We start from the raw sequence: 19,268 nt of genomic DNA on the forward strand, positions 1-19,268 counted from the left end.
CAATCTTATGCATAAACTGGATACTGAAAAAGGAACTTGGAAATACGGCCTACTGTGTTTGGCATTTCTGGCACCTTTTTTCTTCTTAAGTTATGGTTTTGCCAATCAATACGCTGCGGGCTTAGCTTCCGTACCTGTTATCGTCTTTGAATGGGAAAAATATATTCCACTTTGGCCATGGAGTATTGTGCCTTATTGGTCGATTGATCTGTTCTATGGTTTGTCTTTATTACTTTGTTGGAATAAGTTTGAATTAAAACAACATGTACTGCGACTATTTTCAGCACAAATCATTTCAATCAGCTGCTTTTTACTTTTCCCGCTACGTTTTAGCTTTGAGCGCCCCGAACTCACAGGTTTTTTCGGGCTGTGGTTTGATGTCTTGATGGGCTTTGATAAACCGTTTAATCAAGCACCCTCTCTGCATATTGTGCTACTGGTGATTCTTTGGGATTTTTACCGTCGGCATAGCACAGGTAAGCTAAAATATCTGGTAGATGGTTGGTCCTTTTTGATTGGTCTCTCAGTTCTAACCACTTGGCAGCACCATTTTATAGATATCCCAACGGGTTTATTGGTCGGTGCCTTATGTTTATGGCTATTCCCAATGTCCTGTCCTACGCCATGGACTCAAAACAGCCAGAGTCGGCTAAGCTTAAAGCACATTAAAATCGGCATCCTTTATCTATTTGCTGCCTTATTTTGTGGCGCAATCGCACATGCAAAAGGTTGGTGGCTTTGGCTGCTCTATCCTGCAAGCAGTCTGCTTTTAGTTGCGTTTGCATATTTATTCAATCGACCCCATTTTTTTCAAAAACTCAGTCATGGTGATATGACAATTGCTGCAAAAATGCTATTCACGCCCTACTTTGTATTTGCTTGGATCAATAGCCGAATCTGGACCTATCGCCATCCTGAAGATTCTAAAATCATCAAAATCAATCAGAGTTATATTTATTTAGGTCGCTATCCGTCCAAACAGGTCATGCAACAATATGATGCTTTACTCGATTGTTGCGCAGAATTACCCACTTATCCAAAATGCTCCTATGCTCAACACTTGAGTTTAGACCTGATTCCTTTACAGGCCAATCAGCTGCATAACGCTGTAGAGTCTTTAGAACTATTCTTGAAATCTAATAACAATGATGAAGCACAAAACATCTTGGTCTTCTGTGCTTTGGGATATTCACGAAGTAGTGCTGTAGTTGCCGCATTATTATTGAAACAACATCCTGAATATTCAGTCGAAGATGTTTTACGGATTATTCGCCATAACCGTCCTTGGGTTGTGCTTAAAACACCGCAAATAAAACATTTAAATACTTATCGTTTAAAACTTAAAGGACTTGCACCATGAATTTACAACTTGTGGTGCTATCAAAGTTGTTACAATCCACCACTGGATTGCTCATTTCAGCTTATGTAGCAGCGATCCTCACGCTCTGGCTCATTATCCAGTTTGGTAATGTGATGCTATTCGATTTGCTATATTTATTAATTTGTCTAGTTTTGCTCGGAATACAACATTATTTAAGCCTGAGAATCAAATTTGATTCGGCACTTTTAGCCACTGTCGCTGAATACAGCCAAACTCAAAACCTTGAACAAACCACCAAGGAGCTGGACTTAAGTTTAATCAACTTAAAATTAATGCCTGCAAATAAATGTGGTCGCGCATGGGAGCTGCGTGAATTAGGTTGTCTGGCTTTATTTAAATGGCAGATCTTTGTGCTTTGCTTGCAATACATCGCATTCCTCTGCATATTTTTACTGTATAAATAATTCACAATAATTTGAAGCTATGCCAAATCCATTAGACACTTCAAGGAATGCTCACTCACCAATGAAAGGTAATTTTTTAAGCCGTTCAATTGCTCGCTATATTGCCTTTCTCACTCGTCGTGGTGCGCGGCTGCTCACGGGCGCGCGGAGTCTGTGGGTCGGGTGCAAACCGGTTATGAAACAGCGTATTTATTATGCAAATCATAATAGCCATATCGACTTTATTTTGCTTTGGTCATCACTGCCGACAGATCTCAGACGGAAGACGCGTCCTGTAGCGGCTTCGGATTATTGGTTAAAAGATGGCTTTCGACGTTTTCTCATTCAAGACACGTTTACTGGCGTCACTATTCAGCGAAATCGAGAGCAAAATCAAGATCCATTAGAACCGATCAAAACCGTATTAGCTCAAGGTGACTCGATTATTTTCTTTCCTGAGGGTACTCGAAATTTAAATGATGACGTTGAATTATTAGCCTTTAAAAGCGGCTTATTTCATCTCAAAAATCAATTTCCTGATGTTGAAATCGTGCCTGTGTGGATCTCAAATTTAAAACGTGTCATGCCTAAAGGCGCGCTTATACCATTGCCATTATTATCTACCGTTATTTTTGGCAAACCTTTAGAAGCCCATAATGAACACAGTAAAACTGAGTTTTTAAACTACGCTCAGGAAGAATTACTCAAATTAAAAGCATTGGAGTATCAATAATGGAATTCACCAATGCGCAAATGACCTATGTATTGTTTGGTATCTTTGCAGTTATTTTGATTATTACCTCAACCATTGGCTCAATACTAAAATTTAAAGCGGGTTATGCACCAGCACCGGTCATCGACAATTTAAATGCGCGGATCAATGCATGGTGGGTCATGTTGTTGGTACTTGGTGTAGCAATTTCATTAGGCAAAATTGCTTTTGTGATCCTGTTTGCGTTGATTTCACTCTTTGCTTTACGTGAATTTATCAGTTTACTGCCAACCCGTCGCGGTGATTATCTTCCGTTGCTGATCGCTTTTTATTTTGTCATCCCTTACCAGTATTACTTGGTGTATATCGACTGGTACGGGCTATATTCTATTTTTATTCCGCTGTATGTATTTCTTCTTATCCCTATCGCTACACTCAAAGCCGAAGATACCACGCGATTCTTAGAACGCAGTTCAAAAATTCAATGGGGCTTAATGATCAGCGTATTCTGTATTTCGCATGTGCCTGCGCTATTAAATCTTAAACTTCCCGGATTTGAAGGTGAAAAAATTTGGCTAGCGATCTGGCTGATCATGGTGGTACAAGCCTCCGATGTCTTACAATATGTCTGTGGCAAGCTATTTGGAAAACACAAAGTCGCACCGATACTTTCACCATCTAAGACCGTAGAAGGATTAATCGGAGGCATTGCTTTAGCCACTGCATTAGGTGTTGCTATGTCATGGCTTACACCCTTTAGCTATCTACAGGCTGCATGTATTGGTTTTATTGTTTGTATATTCGGTTTCTTTGGTGGTCTTGTCATGTCAGCCATTAAACGCGATCGTGGTGTAAAAGATTGGGGACAACTCATCCAAGGCCATGGTGGCATGCTCGACCGAATTGATTCCATCTGCTTTTCAGCACCGATTTTTTTCCACATTTTGCGCTATTGGTGGTCTTGAGAAGTGACTAAATTTCAAATAGAAAATTTGGGATTTTAATTGATGTTACGTATGTAGAATTAATTTCACATTTTAAAAATGATTTTTAAGTCAATGCGACGGTGTCTTACATCTAAGGATTGAATAAAGCTATTAGCCTTCGGCTGGAGATACTCTTACGAAACGTTGTTTCTCATTCGGCAAAATGAGAAGCGAAGCTTCGAAAGGAAACCATCTTGCGGTGCAATGCACCTCACCGACAAAACTCGTTCACTAACGTCTAATTATTCAAAGAATCGCAGAAACATTTTTGATTACAATAAGTCTTGTCTCAAACAATTTCGGATGACGTTACCGTGTATCGTTCTTTTATTTGAATCAACGTGCGCTTCTGATGTTACTGCGTAGCATCGGTTAATAATACGCACAATAAAAAATCCCAACTAAACAAGCTTGGGATTCTTCTTATCAGGTATTCGATTTAAACGTCTGAAATTGCAAACTTTTTAAAAATACTTGCACGACGTTTAGGATGAATATTGGCTTTAGTTAAATCGCCTTGGTAGTGATCATAGACACGTTTATCCATCATCTTAAACCAAATAGAGGGTACTAAAGCAGGAATTAGCATAGTGGCATAGCCGCTAGGCAACTCTGGCGCTTCATCAAAATGTCTTAAAGCCTGAAATGGACGAGTCGGATATGCATGATGGTCTGAATGTCGCTGTAATTGATACAAAAATAGATTGGTCACGATATTATTGTTATTCCAACTATGTTGAGGCATGGTTCGCGCATAACTTCCATCCAGTTTTTGCTCACGCTTCAGGCCATAATGTTCAATATAATTAATAATTTCAAAAAGGCTGATTCCATAAAAGGCCTGTGTAACTAAATACGGTGTCACGCCTTTACCAAACATTTTCAGCATCGCGGTATGAAAACCAGCACTCATCGCCCAACCATGAAACAGCTCATTGTCCTTCGAAAAGAAACTTAAACCTTTACGTTTTAAGCGTTGTTTCTCAATCTGCACCGCCGATTTAATTCCACCAAATACAGTGCGTGGCCAAAACTCATAAAAGGTTTCGCCCATTTTTGAGGATGCAGGATCTTCAGGTGTTGCCGCACGTTTATGGTGTCCATAAGGATGTTCAATGCGGAAATGGCTATAACCCAAAGGTGCGAGCGTCGCATGTGCCCAATAATGGTCTTTTTTATGAGGTCGATGGCAGAGTTCATGTGCTGTATTTACACCGACGCCATTGATGGCACCCATCGAAATCCCAAGTAGAACTTGATCTAATAATGAAACATCTTTACGGGTAACCACATAGCCAGCAAAAGCATTCGCTGCCATTTGCAGTGGAATAAATAATTTGACAATACGATCATAATAAGGATCATTCACTAAAACTTTAATGTCATCATCTGTCGGGTTATTGGCATCATCACCGATCAGTGCATCCAGTGCAGGAATAATGACATGCAATAGAAGCGGCCCGCCCATGGCAAATAGTTTTTTTGTCGGTTTTGGACCAAAATGATAACCCGCCAAGATCCCCATACCAATGACTGGTAAACCTGGACTCAATAGCCAACCATAACGTTTTTTATCTAAAACACTACCGATTTTGCTTTCTAACTGAGCGAGCTGCTGTTCATTTAATTTTACTGGTGCATTCATGCGCTAGACTTCCCTAATTACTTCTTCTGTGTTTATATTCGTAAAATATGGGCAGCCAGAACAGTTTTAAGCGTCCAAAAAAACTATGCGATCGTCTTTGGCATTTAAGGATAAATGTTGACCTTTAAACACATAGTGACCATCTATAAATAGAAAATTAATATGAGTAAATATTTGAAATATGGATGCTTTAAGTAAAATTTTTGATGATATCCATCTCCACCGATCTGAATATATTTATTTGAGATCAAAGCATCCTTGGGCTTTTCATTTTCAAGATCACAATGCCATGGTTGCGTATGTGGTGATTCAAGGTCAGTGTGTTGTGCATATCGATCAAGAGCAGGTCTTACTTGAAGCTGGCGATCTTTGCCTTATTCCCTCAGGGCAAAACCATCACTGCAAATCTATACAGTCTGATGTCTTGGTCGAATCAGTGAACATCACGCCACTGTTTCAAGAGCAACGAAATAAAACCATTGAATTAAATTCTACCGAATCTCATGAAGCAGAAGAATTATTTGTACTGGCGATCCGTGGGCATGTCGACAGCATTATGGCAAAGCCCTTAGTGAATGCACTCCCCACGCTGTTACATACACCACATATCATGAGCAGTACCGCACCTGAATGGTTGCAAATTGGCTTACATTTTCTGGCCGTTGAAGCGCATCAGATCCGTCCAGGCCGCGACAAAATTTTGGATCATTTGGTGAGTATTTTATTTATCGAATGTGTGCGTGATTATATTGCAGCCTTGTCAGATTCAAGCAGTTGGTTGCATGCCTTGAGTCATCCTGAATTATCCAATGCTTTGGCCGCGATTCACGAACAACCCCAGCAAGCTTGGACTGTCGAAAGTTTGGCAGAACAATGCTGCATGTCGCGTTCTAAATTTGCCAGTTTATTCACCCAAATGCTCGGTGAATCACCACTCGCCTATTTGCAGCAACATCGTTTGCGACTGGCGACACAGCACTTACAAATGGGGCAACTGACTATTCAGCAAATTGCCCATCGTATCGGCTACTCATCTGAAACGGCATTTAGCCAAACTTTTAAAAAGTTTTATGACCTAACACCGAGCCAGTATCGACAGCAGCATCAACTCGCAAAAACTGAGTCACCTTAAAGGTTTAATCTAAAAGCTTTAAAATCGCTTCCACAGGGTTTTCACTGTTACCTGAAAGCAGTTGTTTATGCATGGTGATGTGCTGCATAACTTGAATTTGCGATTTTTCAACATCCATCAAGCTTTCAATTTCTGCTGCTAATTTTTCAGGTGTTGCATCATGTTGAATAAGTTCCTGAATCACCTTTTTGCCCGCAATAATATTTGGCAATGAATAATACGGAATTTTGATCAGCAATTTCACCACATGGTAGGTCAGCCAATTTAACTTATAAAAAGTCACCATTGGACGATGTAAAAGCATCGCTTCTAAAGTCGCTGTACCCGAAGCCAAAGCGACAATATTCGATGCGTTCATCACCTGACGGCCAATTTTAGATTCGGTATCGGTGTTTTCCATCAAGCGAACTTTGGCTTGTAATGTTTTAGGGTACTGCTTGAGCAACAATTCGATTTGCTGTTTACGTGCATCATTGATTGCAGGAATCAGGAACACATAGTCTGGATGCTGCTCCGTCAAAATCTGTGCGGCAGACAGTACCAAAGGCCCTAAGCGCTCAATTTCACCGCGACGGCTGCCCGGAAGTAATGCAATGTGTTTTTGATGCTCATCTAAGCCTAACTCGTGTTTAGCCGCAACGAGTGGATTATCTAAAGGCAACTGACTTGCCAATGGATGTCCGACAAATGCAGCCGGAACTTGCCATTTTTGGAAAAACGCTTTTTCGAAAGGAAATAAACAAAGGACTAAATCGATACTCGCCTTGATGCCATGTACACGGCCTTGTCGCCATGCCCACACTGAAGGGCTGACATATTGCACTGTTTTAATTGGTAGCTGTTTTTGCTTTAAGCTCTTAGATAAACGCAAATTAAAATCCGGTGCATCTATCCCTACAAAAACATCGACAGGGTTTTCAGTCCATTTTTCAACCAGACCATCACGTACAGCAAAGAGTTTTTTAATATCTTTTAAGACTTCAACAATCCCCATCACCGATAAAATATCCATCGGATAATAGCTGTTAAAGCCTTCTGCAATCATTTGCGGACCACCAATGCCTTCAAATTCCGCATCAATCCCTTGCTCTCGAAAACTACGGATAAGCTTGGCGCCTAATGTATCCCCCGATACTTCCCCAACCACGATGCCAATTTTAAGTTTCCGATTTTGCAAAAGTCTGTCCTTTTAACTCAATTTTCTTTAGCTATAGATTCTATACGAGTCCTTCGCAAAGTTAATAGATTTCCTAAAAAAAGCTGCACGTCTTTAATTCACCATCTTAGAAATATTCATCACTGCTACTTAGCTTCTGATTAAAATTTTTCCGCCAATGGTTCGGATTTGTGCCGTATTTATTCTTAAACATTTTACGAAATAGCACTGCGGTATTAAAACCAGAGGCTTCCGCAATTTTATCAATTGAGTAATCCGTCACTTCGAGCAATTCAGCCGCATATCGCAGTCTTTCATTATTTAACCATGTGACAATTGGTAGCCCTGTCGCATGGTTAAAATGTCTAGTTAGTGTCCTTCTACCCATATTCGAATAATGGCGAAACCTTATCTTTTTAAGGAGTATAGATTTTGCAGGAATGGACTTTAAGTTCACAGTCGCATATATCGATAAATAACTAATTAAAGACTAGGAAAATAAACCTACGGTGCGTTTTTTGGTATTAGATATGCATTTCAGATAGTCATCACCTTATATTCTAAATACATGATTTCACTGCAGCATAATCTCCATTTGAACTATCAACCAGTTGAGAAAGCCGAAATCAATAACTTAGCTTATATAAAATTTATTAATTTCCAAATTAAATTATTCTTTATCTATTTTTTTCACAAGTAAATCACTAATCGAGACAACGACTTATATTAATTAGTCATAAGATATGCACGTTTTTTGATATTTGGCATTCAGCGATGGTCGGTCCTTTAGAGTTCATTCTGGCAGGTGTAATTGTAGGTTTCTGCGTAGGTATTACCGGTGTTGGTGGTGGTTCATTGATGACCCCGATCCTGATTAGCCTATATAAAATTGAACCCCACATTGCGATCGGTACAGATCTACTGTATGCCGCAATTTCAAAATTTTGTGGTTCTTTAGTCCATGCCCGTAAAATGAATATCGTTTGGACCATTGTCATTTGGCTTGCAGTCGGCAGTATCCCTGCGTCATTTGCGACCCATTGGGTACTTGAAAACTATTTAAGCCAATCGACACATTACAAAACCGTGTTAACCATGTTTTTGGGTTTTATGCTGACGATTACAGGGATCTCAATTATTTTCCGTGGTCATATCGAAAAATTCTTTAATAAATTTCGAAAAACTGATCAATTGGATGATATGAGTGCGGATCTTGAACGTATCAATTTCCAAGCTAAAAATAAGCGTGCATATATCATCATCATGGGCATTATTTTAGGCGTATTCGTTACCCTATCGTCTGTTGGTGCAGGTGCTTTCGGTATTATGGCATTGGTACTCATGTTCCCTAATTTACCAATGATTCGAATTATTGGTTCAGACGTCGTACATGCCGTGCTTCTTACACTGGTTGCTGGCTTGGGTCATATGAGCTCAGGTAATGTCGATTTTCATTTATTGGGTTGGTTATTGGTGGGTTCTATTCCCGCGATTGTGGTCGGAACTTTAATCAGCTCACGTTTACCTGAAAAAGTCATTCGTAAAGTCTTAGGCATTACCTTGTTTGTTTTAGGCATGAATTTCATCATTAATCCAGTAAAATCAAAACCTGTCGAAAAACCAACAACTGCAATGTTGATCGCACCGACGGTGAATAGTCAGCAGGTTTAAATTAACTGCCCGATTCATCACTTTTTTTTCAGAGACTTATTGATCTTTTTTATAACATTTGAATGCTATATTCATGTTATATTCGGCTCACGAAACAACCTTTTGTATAATCAAACCAGTGACGGCAATGAATACTTTACAGTCAAATTCTATTACCCAAAACGACATTGATGACGTGAATGTAAAAAGCATTCAGCCTCTTGTTACTCCTGCAGAACTAAAAAAAGAGCTACCTCTGACTGAAACTGCCTATCAAACAGTCCTTAAGGGCCGTGAAACTGTACGTAATATTTTAGATGGAAATGACAAACGTCTTTTTGTTGTCATTGGCCCATGTTCAATTCACGACACAGTCGCTGCACATGATTATGCTGACCGTTTAAAAGTTTTAAGCGACAAAATCCAAGATACGATCTATGTCGTGATGCGTGTGTATTTTGAAAAACCACGTACCACTGTTGGTTGGAAAGGTCTAATTAATGACCCTGACATGAACGATTCTTTCAACATCGAAAAAGGCTTACGTATTGGTCGTAAACTTTTACTTGAATTGAATGAAAAAGGTTTGCCTTGTGCAACCGAAGCGCTCGATCCAAACTCACCACAGTACTACCAAGATCTTATTTCTTGGTCAGCGATTGGTGCGCGTACCACTGAAAGCCAAACACATCGTGAAATGTCTTCTGGGCTTTCTTCACCTGTGGGCTTTAAAAATGGTACAGATGGCGGTTTAACCGTTGCGACCAATGCCATGCAATCTGTTAAACATGGTCATAGCTTCTTGGGCTTAAGCGACCAAGGTCAAGTTTCAGTTATTCGTACCAGTGGTAACCCTTATGCACACGTTGTACTTCGTGGCGGCAACGGTAAACCAAACTACGACGCAGGTTCTGTTGCAGATGCCGAAGCGGCATTAGCCAAAGCAAAAGTTAGTGGCAAAATCATGATTGATACCAGTCATGCAAACTCAAACAAAGACCCGTACCTACAACCCCTTGTTCTGAAAAATATTACTGAACAAATCCTTGACGGAAACAAGTCAATCGTGGGTATTATGGTAGAAAGTCACTTAAAAGGTGGTCGTCAGGATATTCCTGCCAACTTATGTGACCTCGAATATGGTAAATCAGTGACTGATGGCTGTATCGATTGGGATACGACTGAAAAAGTCTTGTTAGAGATGCATGAAGCACTTAAAGACGTGTTACCGACACGCTAAGTGAATGAAAAACGCCATCTTCGAGATGGCGTTTTACTTTGAAGGATTATTTGTCAGATGAATGAAATCGAAAATGCGTTAAGTCACATTGAAAACTTCCAATATATACATGAACACTTATTAACGTCCGGTCAACCATCTCCTTCTGAGCTTCAAACGATCAAAGAATATGGTGTTTCAACGGTTATTAATTTAGCACTGACTGATGCATCCAATCATATCGAGCATGAAGACCGCATTTGCCTAGATCTAGGCCTGAACTACATCCAAGTTCCAATCTCTTGGGATACCCCTTCAGATGATCAATGCCTTTTAGTACTCGATATGATTGACCATTTGGTTCAAGGTCAAACGGTTTGGCTACACTGTGCAAAAAACTTCCGTGTCAGCAGTTTGATGTATTTATATCGTCAATACTATATGGATGTTGATATGCCAAAGGCTCAAGATTTGATGCATCAAATTTGGGAACCCAATGAAACATGGACAGGTTTAATCCATGCGGTTGCCTTACAACTTCAAGGCCGTAAAGCAACTCAAGATTTACAACATGCACTGATCCATCCAGATCATTTTGCGTGAGAAATCAGTACTGTTGCAGTAGAAAGAATACCTTCTTGGCGACCAGTAAACCCTAATTTTTCGGTGGTGGTCGCTTTGATGCTAATTTGTGTAACTTCAACATCCATAACATCTGCGATACTTTGACGCATTTCTAAATTATGTTTTGCTAGTTTAGGGCGCTCACAAGCCACGGTAATATCAGCATTATTAAGTACATATCCACGATCTAAAATCAGTTGGTAGACGTGTTTTAAAAGTACTCGACTATCGGCACCTTTAAATTTTGGATCTGTATCTGGAAAATGCTGACCAATATCTCCAAGTGCCAAAGCTCCTAATAATGCATCACAAAGCGCATGCAATACCACATCACCATCTGAATGTGCTTTGAGTCCATGTGTATGTGGAATTTGAACACCAGCAAGCGTTACAAAGTCACCTTCTTCAAATGCATGCACATCCATGCCCTGACCGATACGAATTTGAGCTATCATGCTTGAGTTCCTTGAGAAAATAATGATTGAAATCTTGTATTCACGCTTTCTATTTCGCTATAGTGTGGGCAAGCGCAACATAGTGAAAGTATAAGCGATCATGCTGTTGAAAACTGAAATAAATATCATCAAAAAATTCGTACTGGTTCTGCTAATAGGTTCTGGCCTAGCGACGTTTACGCATGCAGAAAAAATTAACTGCGATCATGCCAATACTCAGGCAAAAAAAAATTACTGTTCTAACGGTTTTGAAGAACAACGTGAAAAGCTAGATGGGCTTTTTTTAACAGCGCAGTTGATTACTGATGCCCCTGTACGCTTGCTGATAGATACGCAAAAATTATGGTACAGCCGAGTTCAGCAATGCAAAAACTTGGAGTGTTTCAAACAACAGTTTGAACTTCGCCATGAAGATTTGAATATTTATACCTCGATGAACCAAAGTTTAACGCAGCATTATCTTAAATTTGAAAATGGTCATTTTGCGACATCACCTGTACATTTAAAGGTGCATCAACTGGGCAAAGACAGCATCAAAATTGAAGGCATTGCCTATCGTAATCCGAACAATCGAGTCGAAACACAAACCATTCCATTTTTAGCTTACACAACACCCGAACAAAAAAATCAAATCACAGATAATGAACACGACTGCAAATATCAGTTCAATTACAGCAAAGCTTTACTCTCAGTAAAAACTGATCAAAAAGGCTGTGAACGTTTTGCAGGGATTTATCGTTTATATGATTAAGATCAAATTCGAATGACTTAGAAACATACAAAAAAGCCTCAACGTTGAGGCTTTTGGGTGTCTAAAATATATCAGTTAAATCGGATGTGTTTGCTGCACTTGCTGGCTAATCATTGCAGCTGTTGCCGCAGATAAGGTCCATCCAAGGTGACCATGTCCAGTATTATAAAAAATATGATCACGCTTACCTGCATGTACCACAGGCATCATATTAGGCATCATTGGTCGTAAACCCGCCCATGGCACCACATGTTCTGTAGAGAGATTAAAGTTGCGATTCGACCAATCAATTAAGGGCTGAATGCGATCTGCACGAATGTCTCGGTTATAGCCATTAAACTCTGCCGTGCCTGCAACACGGAGTCGATTTGCACCTAAGCGTGAAGTCACAATTTTGGCACTTTCATCCAACAGACTTACCCAAGGCGCATTGGCCTGACTTTGTTCATCATTTAAATTAATAGTGATTGAATATCCTTTGACTGGATACACATTTACGCGATCACCGAGTTTATGTGCAAGTTCATAACTACCTACGCCACCACAGACCACCACAGCATCTGCTTCAAGTATGGTATCAGCATCGGGATGTTCCATATTTTCATCACTGGCTTTTAACTGAACATTGACACCTTTTGCATGATGTTCAAAGTCAGTCACCTCAAAACCCCACATATATTTCACATCAAAGCGTTCTGTTGCTTTAGCAAGCTGCGTCGTAAATTTATGGATGTCGCCCGTGGCATCCCCCGGACAATAAAAGCCACCATAGTATTCACCTGTCAGACTAGGTTCAATATCCCGTATTTCAGCTAATGTCACAGGATGACGCTCTAAACCACCCTCACAGAGCATATTATTAACTTGAGTCGCCACCTCATAATCATGTTGATTATGAAAGAAATGTAAAATGCCGCGTTTTTCTAAATCAAACTGTAAGTTTTCATGCTCAGCTATTTCAAATAAGCGCTGACGTGCCATCAACGCTAGACGCACTGTCTCGTGAGTATTTTCACGATAATCTTTAATATGTCCCATAAACTCAAAGAGCCATGAATATTTATGTAGGTTAAAACTTGGATTTAATAATAATGGCGCGGTTTTTTGTGACATCCATTTAATGCCTTTCACCACCGTTGCTTTTTGGTTCCAGACTTCAGCATTACACGCTGATAATTGTCCACCATTGGCAAACGACGTTTCCATCGCAGGATAAAGATGTTTATCGACCACAGTGACACGATAACCTAGTAATCCGAGTTCGTAAGCTGTCGTTACCCCAGTAATACCTGCACCAATCACAACAATATGACACATATAGGCTCCTTGGAAATTACATTTCCTATGCTCGCCCCATCTGTCATTGGTACCTGAGAGCTTTGGTTCCTTGCGAAGCAATGTGAACCTTCCCCTTCGGTGAGTAGGTCTAGCCTACTTCTCTCCAGATTTTTTATATGATTACAGTCCTTTTGCCTGAGAGTTTCCTGGGGGAACTTGCTCCTTCGGCGAGCACAATCTGTGCTTCTCTCCTGCAATCATCCATTCGTTTTTATTCGGCATTCATCTTGGTATTGCCTTAGTTAGATATGAGCAATATTTGTACCAAATCTCAAGTCCTATTTGGGTCAATATTGTTAAATATTATTTTTATATCGATTTAAGTTGTTAGGCTAAGTATTTCGACTCAATTTTTTCTACACCTAAATACTTCATCTTTAAAATAAAGGTTTAAAATATTAAATGAAATTTACATCTAGAAAGATTGAAGTTTTATGTCCAAGTCTATGCTTTTCTCTCGCTTTGCATCTGTGATGCAAACACATTCTATTGAAGAATTAACCCAAAGTGATTTACTCCTACTTAAGACTCTGGGACCTATTCAAAGTTTTTATGCACCATTCGAGGCCATAAATCATGATGCAAAAGTGGTCATCGTCGGCATCTGCCCAGGCCAGCAACAATGGCGTAATGCATTAATTGCAGCGAAGGACGGCTTAGAGCAGCAATTATCTGAGGAAAACATTCTTAAACTTGCAAAAAATAGTGGTGCTTTTAGTGGCCCTATTCGTAAAAATTTAACTCAACTGCTAGATCATATTGGATTACACAATCAATTAGGCATACAGACCACTGCTGAGCTATTTAGCAATCATCAAGATATAGTGCAAATGTGCTCAGTTTTACAGCAATGCATTTTGGTCAATGGAAAAAATTATGCTGGTTCAACGCCCGCAATGTTGAAAAATGAATTATTAAAACAACATATTGATGATTATTTTATTCCTATAGTTCAACGGCTTCCTAACGCAATTTACATCCCGCTAGGCAAAGGTGTAGATGAGGTTTTAAATTATGTAAGCAGCTTAGGCTATTTAAAAGATCAGCAGATTCTAGCAGGACTTCCCCATCCGTCAGGTGCAAATGCTGAACGGATCAAATATTTTTTAGGCGAAAAACCACGTGACCAATTGTCTCGACAAACCAATCCCGAGCAGATTGATAGCGCAAAATCACAGATCTTGCTTAAATTATCAAAACTACTATGAAATTATATTTACATCACTGAAAAATATTATTTATTTGAATATCCACCACTTATATTAAAACATCACTCGATCAAAACTAGAAAAGTGTGATGTATTTTACTTTTTTGTTTTTCTGTGTGAATATGCGCCAAAATAAATATTGCTCATAAAAATAACGCTAACATGGAAATACACATGAAAATTTATTTAGTTCTTGGATTTACACTCCTACTACTCACGGGTTGTATTACCGTACCTAAAAATAAACCTGAAACAAGAACCTTGAAGCTGAATGGTGTGAATACAGTTGAAAACAGCAAAGTGATCCAACGAACCATTACTCGAGGTCAGTTACTATGTGAAGCTGGGCAAAAATGTCCTGAACTTGCAATTGATTGGCAAAAAAACAAAGGTGAATATGCACTTTCACTGCATTCGTATGATCAACAGCAGCTTGATATGAATGAAATATCTTTTGTGATCGACGGCAAAGTATTGTCTTATCCTGCAATTGGTCAAACAAATTATCGTCGCTTAGAAAATTCAAATGTGATTGATTCTTCTAATACCGTGATGATTCCAGATACTGTGCTTAAACAATTTCGGGACGCAAAAAATATTGCTGTGATTATGAATACCAACCAAGGTGAAATCGCACACTATATGCTAAAAAACCAAAAATCATCAGATGCCTACCGACTATTTTTACGTGCTTACTCTTAAGCCCAAATAGTCTAAAATCAAAATCCCAAAAGTTAGTGTATGTTTTTTGGGGATTTTTTATTCATCTCGCTTTATAAATTGATCAAATGCATCACATGGTCTTTATTTTATTCGTTTAATTAATTGTTTAATTGTCAGTTCACAAATCGGTTGACCTACCTCTAGATGAAGAGGATAGGCTTGATTTTCATCTGTAAGCTTATAGCCACGTCGTTGATAATATTTTATTAATTCTAAACGCCGATCAATCACATACATCACAAATTCTTCAACATTGGGTTCAATCAACATCGCTTGCTGTTCTGCAAATTGCAATAATTTTTTTCCTAAGCCCTGAGCTTGCTCATTTGGATGAATTGCAAAATGACCAATTTCACAGCTCTTCCCCTGCATTTGAATACCAATACACCCCATGATCTGCGCATGTACCGACTCAATCACATATAAATGAAAATCCCTTTTTTGTAAGAGTTGACTGAGTTGAGACACATTTATTCGATTTCCTCGAACAATATGATGTTCTGTCGTCCAACTCTTGGGATGATTTTCCCGATAGGCTGTATTCATTAAGCTTTCAAGCTGCTGAATATCACCAAGTAAAGCATTTCGTATATTCATATTTTTTTGCTATTTATTTTCATAGGCCTAGTTTACCGAAATAAAAAAACCGGACAATTGTCTGGTTTTTTTATGCAATTTTCTCATCAGTGTGACTTGCTAAAGCTATTCATCAACCGCGCTCGGAACAAAGCAGCGCTTTATTATTTATCCACTGTGACTCGCTAACGCTACTCACCAACCGCGTTCGGAACAAAGCAACGCTTTGTTATTTATACACTGTGACTTGCTAAAGCTATTCACTAACCGCGTTCGGAACAAAGCAACGCTTTGTTATTTATCCACTGTGACTCGCTAACGCTATTCACTAACCGCGTTCGGAACAAAGCAACGCTTTGTTATTTATCTACTGTGACTCGCTAACGCTACTCACCAACCGCGTTCGGAACAAAGCAGCGCTTTGTTATTTATCTACTGTGACTCGCTAACGCTACTCACCAACCGCGTTCGGAACAAAGCAGCGCTTTGTTTCCTCACTTGGGTTCAATTGGGGCAAATGGTGCGACTACATCCGCATTTTGTGCGCGGTTACGCATGAAGTGATCCATAAGCACAATTGCCAACATCGCCTCTGCAATTGGTGTCGCACGAACACCGACACAAGGATCATGGCGACCTTTGGTCAACACATCTGTATCTTCACGATTAATCGTGATGGTTTTACCCGGCGTAGTAATGGAAGCTGTTGGTTTCAAGGCGATCGCAACACGAATATCCTGACCACTCGAAATACCGCCCAAAATGCCGCCTGCATGGTTTGCCAAGAAACCATCCGTAGTTAACTCATCACGGGTTTCATGACCAAACTGCTCAGCAACGCCAAAGCCATCACCAATTTCCACACCTTTTACAGCATTGATGGACATCATGGCATGTGCAATATCTGCATCTAAACGATCAAATACAGGCTCGCCCCAACCGACTGGCACTTGCGTCGCAATAATTTCCAGTTTGGCGCCACAGCTCGTTCCTTGTTCACGAAGTGACGTTACGAGAGCTTCGAAACGTGGGACGGCATCTGCATCACCACAGAAAAATGGGTTATTCGGAACTTCATTCCAGTCCAATTTCTCTGCTTTTTCGGTACCAATTTGGGTTACATGACCACGAATTTCTATGCCGAATTTCTCAAACAAGAATTTTTTAGCAATCGCACCCGCAGCAACACGCATCGCAGTTTCACGAGCACTCGAGCGACCACCACCACGATAATCACGGAAACCATACTTATGTGTATAAGTATAGTCTGCATGACCCGGACGGAAGGTTTGCGCGATGTTGCCATAATCTTTTGATTTTTGATCTGTGTTACGGATCAATAGACCAATCGATGTACCGGTCGTTTTGCCTTCAAATACGCCTGAAATAATTTCAACTTCATCGGGTTCTTTACGCTGAGTTGCAAACTTAGATGTGCCCGGCTTACGACGATCCAGATCCTTTTGCAAATCGGCTTCAGTAAGTTCAATACCCGGTGGAACCCCATCCACAATGGCCATCAGACCAACGCCATGAGATTCACCACAAGTCGTTACACGGAAGAGTTGCCCTATACTATTACCTGCCATGTCAAACGACTCCTTATGCTTGAACAGATTGAATAAATAAATCTCGGTATTCGCGGCATTGAGCAGCAGTCAATGCAAAGATACCTGTACCGCCTTTTTGGAATTGTAACCAGTAAAAATCAACGGTATTGAAGTTTTGGCGCATTGCCCATTCTGAGTTACCCACTTCAATCACAATTAAGCCATCTTCAGTCAGGTAATCTGCAGCTTGTGCCAACATTTTACGTACAAGATCCAAACCATCTTGACCCGCAGCAAGCGCCATTTCAGGTTCATGGTGGAATTCTTCTGGTAAATCTGCCATGTCTTCAGCATCCACATACGGTGGATTCGACACGATTAAATCATATTGATTTTCTGCTGGAATTTTGGCGAATAAATCAGACTCAAGTAAAGCCACTTGATATTGTTTATTGTGGTGTTCACAGTTAATTTGCGCCACTTCAAGTGCATCTTTAGATAAATCTGTTGCATCAACTTCAGCATCTGGGAATGCATAAGCTAAAGCAATCGCGATACAACCTGAACCCGTACACATATCTAAAATGCGCTGAGGAGTTTTTGGATTGGCATTTTCAGGTAGATTATTAACCGCAGCACCCATTTCGCCATTTTCACCTAAGCAATATGGCGCAAAACGGTTTTCAATTAACTCTGCAATTGGAGAACGTGGAATCAGTACACGTTCATCGACATAAAATGGCTTACCAAAGAAATATGACAAGTTTAGTAAATAAGACGTCGGAACTTTTTCATTAATACGACGTTCTAACAATGCTAAAAATTCTGCAACTTCACTTGGCAATAATTTCGCATCTAAGATTTCCGCATCTGCATTCCAATCTAGAGATAACGTTTGTAAAACCAATGCTGAGCTTTCAGCAAAATAGTCTTCTGTACCTTGTCCTAAGTGGGCATCATATTGACGTAAAGCTGTTACCCCAAAGCGGATATAATCACGAATTGTAGATAGGTTTTCAGCTGCTTCCTGTAAATGTTCAGGGCTAATAGTCGGTCGATCCACTTAAGGCGTCTCCAGTTCATAATTTTTTAAACGCCCTATGATACCTTGTTTTAATGCTATTTATAATAAAAATACGGCATTATTCACCGCTTGAAAGCATTTCATTACCGTATATATGAGGTCTGATACATTCGCTGAAATGAAATGTGTAATTTAGGCTTTTCTTCAGCATGCTATAAAACCTAATAGATAAAAATTACGAATAAAAACCAATTCAAGCTCAATTGTTTAGCAATTTGTACTTGATCCTAAGCTTTAATTTCTTAAAATCATCCCCATACAAACAGTTAAATTTTAAATGCGGGGCTCCAATGAGCTATAAGCACAATAACCTCATGGCTATGCGTCAAAGCTATTGGGAAGACACTCAGTCTTTAAACGTGCAAAATGAAAAGGCATTTTTTCAGCAACTGCTGATCGAACATCAAGTTTTCCCTGATCCGAGTTTAGAAAACGCTCGTACCCTATTTTTTAGCTTACCGAGCATTATTATTGTCAAAGGTTATGCTGCCGGATTTAAAGACGAATCTGTCCAACACCTTATTCATCAACATATTGAAGAACATAAAGCTGCATTGATGCAAAATGATACGGTAAAAATCAAATATCGTTTATAGTTTTCTTTCCAATGTGCCTGTCTACGCGGCATCTTGCTTAAGTTTGCAAATGCTTACTGCATATTCAGTAAGTTGAACTATTTTAATACGTTAAGAAAC

The 19,268-nt window shown here is 39.6% G+C and carries 20 protein-coding genes and 1 riboswitch; of the genes, 12 read left to right on the forward strand and 8 right to left on the reverse strand.

Annotated features, from left to right (window positions below; translation table 11 throughout):
• Window positions 1-7 precede the first annotated feature (7 nt).
• The 4 genes from FTU16_RS03770 to FTU16_RS03785 all read left to right on the forward strand — a co-directional run bounded on the left by FTU16_RS03770 (window position 8) and on the right by FTU16_RS03785 (window position 3,441).
• A complete protein-coding gene (locus tag FTU16_RS03770; protein ID WP_180022772.1) occupies window positions 8-1,360 on the forward strand; it encodes a phosphatase PAP2 family protein in 1,353 nt (450 codons plus the stop codon).
• Window positions 1,357-1,785, forward strand: a complete 429-nt coding sequence (locus tag FTU16_RS03775; protein WP_180003781.1) for a hypothetical protein — start codon at window positions 1,357-1,359, stop codon at window positions 1,783-1,785. Before FTU16_RS03770 ends, FTU16_RS03775 begins: the two co-directional genes overlap by 4 nt.
• 61 nt (window positions 1,786-1,846) lie before the next feature.
• Window positions 1,847-2,497 carry a 1-acyl-sn-glycerol-3-phosphate acyltransferase gene (locus FTU16_RS03780; RefSeq protein ID WP_180115808.1) on the forward strand — a complete coding sequence of 217 codons (651 nt, stop codon included), beginning with the start codon at window positions 1,847-1,849 and terminating at the stop codon, window positions 2,495-2,497.
• Window positions 2,497-3,441: a phosphatidate cytidylyltransferase gene (locus FTU16_RS03785; RefSeq protein ID WP_180162735.1), complete on the forward strand. Its 945-nt coding sequence runs from the start codon at window positions 2,497-2,499 to the stop codon at window positions 3,439-3,441. The genes FTU16_RS03780 and FTU16_RS03785 overlap by 1 nt, the downstream gene beginning before the upstream one ends.
• 460 nt (window positions 3,442-3,901) lie before the next feature.
• Here FTU16_RS03785 and FTU16_RS03790 read toward each other — a convergent pair whose 3' ends face one another.
• Window positions 3,902-5,107: an alkane 1-monooxygenase gene (locus tag FTU16_RS03790; protein WP_180135582.1), complete on the reverse strand. Its 1,206-nt coding sequence runs from the start codon at window positions 5,105-5,107 to the stop codon at window positions 3,902-3,904.
• A 181-nt stretch (window positions 5,108-5,288) separates the two neighbouring features.
• Between FTU16_RS03790 and FTU16_RS03795 the strand changes: the two genes are divergently transcribed.
• A complete protein-coding gene (locus tag FTU16_RS03795) occupies window positions 5,289-6,239 on the forward strand; it encodes an AraC family transcriptional regulator (RefSeq protein WP_180022775.1) in 951 nt (316 codons plus the stop codon).
• 4 nt (window positions 6,240-6,243) lie between these two features.
• Here the strand turns inward: FTU16_RS03795 and lpxB are convergent, their stop codons facing one another.
• Window positions 6,244-7,416: a lipid-A-disaccharide synthase gene (gene lpxB, locus FTU16_RS03800; protein ID WP_180041473.1), complete on the reverse strand. Its 1,173-nt coding sequence runs from the start codon at window positions 7,414-7,416 to the stop codon at window positions 6,244-6,246.
• Between the two features lie 106 nt (window positions 7,417-7,522).
• Window positions 7,523-7,783, reverse strand: coding sequence for a helix-turn-helix domain-containing protein (locus tag FTU16_RS03805; RefSeq protein WP_180054895.1), 261 nt, complete (start codon window positions 7,781-7,783; stop codon window positions 7,523-7,525).
• Between the two features lie 386 nt (window positions 7,784-8,169).
• Between FTU16_RS03805 and FTU16_RS03810 the strand changes: the two genes are divergently transcribed.
• The 3 genes from FTU16_RS03810 to FTU16_RS03820 all read left to right on the forward strand — a co-directional run bounded on the left by FTU16_RS03810 (window position 8,170) and on the right by FTU16_RS03820 (window position 10,867).
• On the forward strand, window positions 8,170-9,066 hold the full coding sequence (locus FTU16_RS03810) for a sulfite exporter TauE/SafE family protein (protein ID WP_078193863.1): 897 nt from the start codon (window positions 8,170-8,172) through the stop codon (window positions 9,064-9,066).
• A gap of 127 nt (window positions 9,067-9,193) precedes the next feature.
• A complete protein-coding gene (locus tag FTU16_RS03815; protein WP_143221612.1) occupies window positions 9,194-10,285 on the forward strand; it encodes a 3-deoxy-7-phosphoheptulonate synthase in 1,092 nt (363 codons plus the stop codon).
• A gap of 57 nt (window positions 10,286-10,342) precedes the next feature.
• Window positions 10,343-10,867 carry a protein tyrosine phosphatase family protein gene (locus FTU16_RS03820; RefSeq protein ID WP_078191020.1) on the forward strand — a complete coding sequence of 175 codons (525 nt, stop codon included), beginning with the start codon at window positions 10,343-10,345 and terminating at the stop codon, window positions 10,865-10,867.
• Here the strand turns inward: FTU16_RS03820 and ispF are convergent.
• Window positions 10,855-11,343 carry a 2-C-methyl-D-erythritol 2,4-cyclodiphosphate synthase gene (ispF, locus tag FTU16_RS03825; RefSeq protein ID WP_168378679.1) on the reverse strand — a complete coding sequence of 163 codons (489 nt, stop codon included), beginning with the start codon at window positions 11,341-11,343 and terminating at the stop codon, window positions 10,855-10,857. The genes FTU16_RS03820 and ispF overlap by 13 nt on opposite strands.
• A 100-nt stretch (window positions 11,344-11,443) precedes the next feature.
• Here ispF and FTU16_RS03830 point away from each other — a divergent pair, with 100 nt between their 5' ends.
• Window positions 11,444-12,094 (forward strand): hypothetical protein, encoded by a 651-nt coding sequence (locus FTU16_RS03830; protein ID WP_180162736.1) that lies wholly within the window; start codon window positions 11,444-11,446, stop codon window positions 12,092-12,094.
• Between the two features lie 75 nt (window positions 12,095-12,169).
• Here the strand turns inward: FTU16_RS03830 and FTU16_RS03835 are convergent, their stop codons facing one another.
• The gene (locus FTU16_RS03835; protein ID WP_180162737.1) at window positions 12,170-13,411 is read right to left on the reverse strand and encodes a D-amino acid dehydrogenase; all 1,242 of its coding nucleotides are present in this window, start codon (window positions 13,409-13,411) and stop codon (window positions 12,170-12,172) included.
• 134 nt (window positions 13,412-13,545) lie between these two features.
• Window positions 13,546-13,636: riboswitch (glycine riboswitch) on the reverse strand.
• Between the two features lie 230 nt (window positions 13,637-13,866).
• Here FTU16_RS03835 and FTU16_RS03840 point away from each other — a divergent pair.
• Together FTU16_RS03840 and FTU16_RS03845 are read left to right on the forward strand one after the other, a co-directional pair.
• Entirely contained in the window at window positions 13,867-14,640 is a 774-nt protein-coding gene (locus FTU16_RS03840; RefSeq protein WP_257227083.1) for a hypothetical protein, read from the forward strand.
• Between the two features lie 174 nt (window positions 14,641-14,814).
• Window positions 14,815-15,342 carry a hypothetical protein gene (locus FTU16_RS03845; RefSeq protein WP_180162738.1) on the forward strand — a complete coding sequence of 176 codons (528 nt, stop codon included), beginning with the start codon at window positions 14,815-14,817 and terminating at the stop codon, window positions 15,340-15,342.
• Window positions 15,343-15,444: 102 nt separating this feature from the next.
• Here the strand turns inward: FTU16_RS03845 and FTU16_RS03850 are convergent, their stop codons facing one another.
• From FTU16_RS03850 to prmB, 3 genes are all read right to left on the reverse strand, one after another.
• Complete coding sequence (locus FTU16_RS03850; protein ID WP_180005575.1) at window positions 15,445-15,960, reverse strand: GNAT family N-acetyltransferase; 516 nt, start codon at window positions 15,958-15,960, stop codon at window positions 15,445-15,447.
• A gap of 473 nt (window positions 15,961-16,433) precedes the next feature.
• On the reverse strand, window positions 16,434-17,528 hold the full coding sequence (aroC, locus tag FTU16_RS03855) for a chorismate synthase (RefSeq protein WP_168378684.1): 1,095 nt from the start codon (window positions 17,526-17,528) through the stop codon (window positions 16,434-16,436).
• Window positions 17,529-17,541: 13 nt separating this feature from the next.
• Complete coding sequence (gene prmB / locus FTU16_RS03860; protein ID WP_078193871.1) at window positions 17,542-18,552, reverse strand: 50S ribosomal protein L3 N(5)-glutamine methyltransferase; 1,011 nt, start codon at window positions 18,550-18,552, stop codon at window positions 17,542-17,544.
• A 311-nt stretch (window positions 18,553-18,863) separates the two neighbouring features.
• Between prmB and FTU16_RS03865 the strand changes: the two genes are divergently transcribed.
• Window positions 18,864-19,169: a hypothetical protein gene (locus FTU16_RS03865; protein WP_078193872.1), complete on the forward strand. Its 306-nt coding sequence runs from the start codon at window positions 18,864-18,866 to the stop codon at window positions 19,167-19,169.
• Window positions 19,170-19,268: the final 99 nt, after the last annotated feature.

The sequence above is a fragment of the Acinetobacter sp. YH12069 genome (genome assembly GCF_013419675.1).
GTDB lineage: Bacteria > Pseudomonadota > Gammaproteobacteria > Pseudomonadales > Moraxellaceae > Acinetobacter > Acinetobacter amyesii.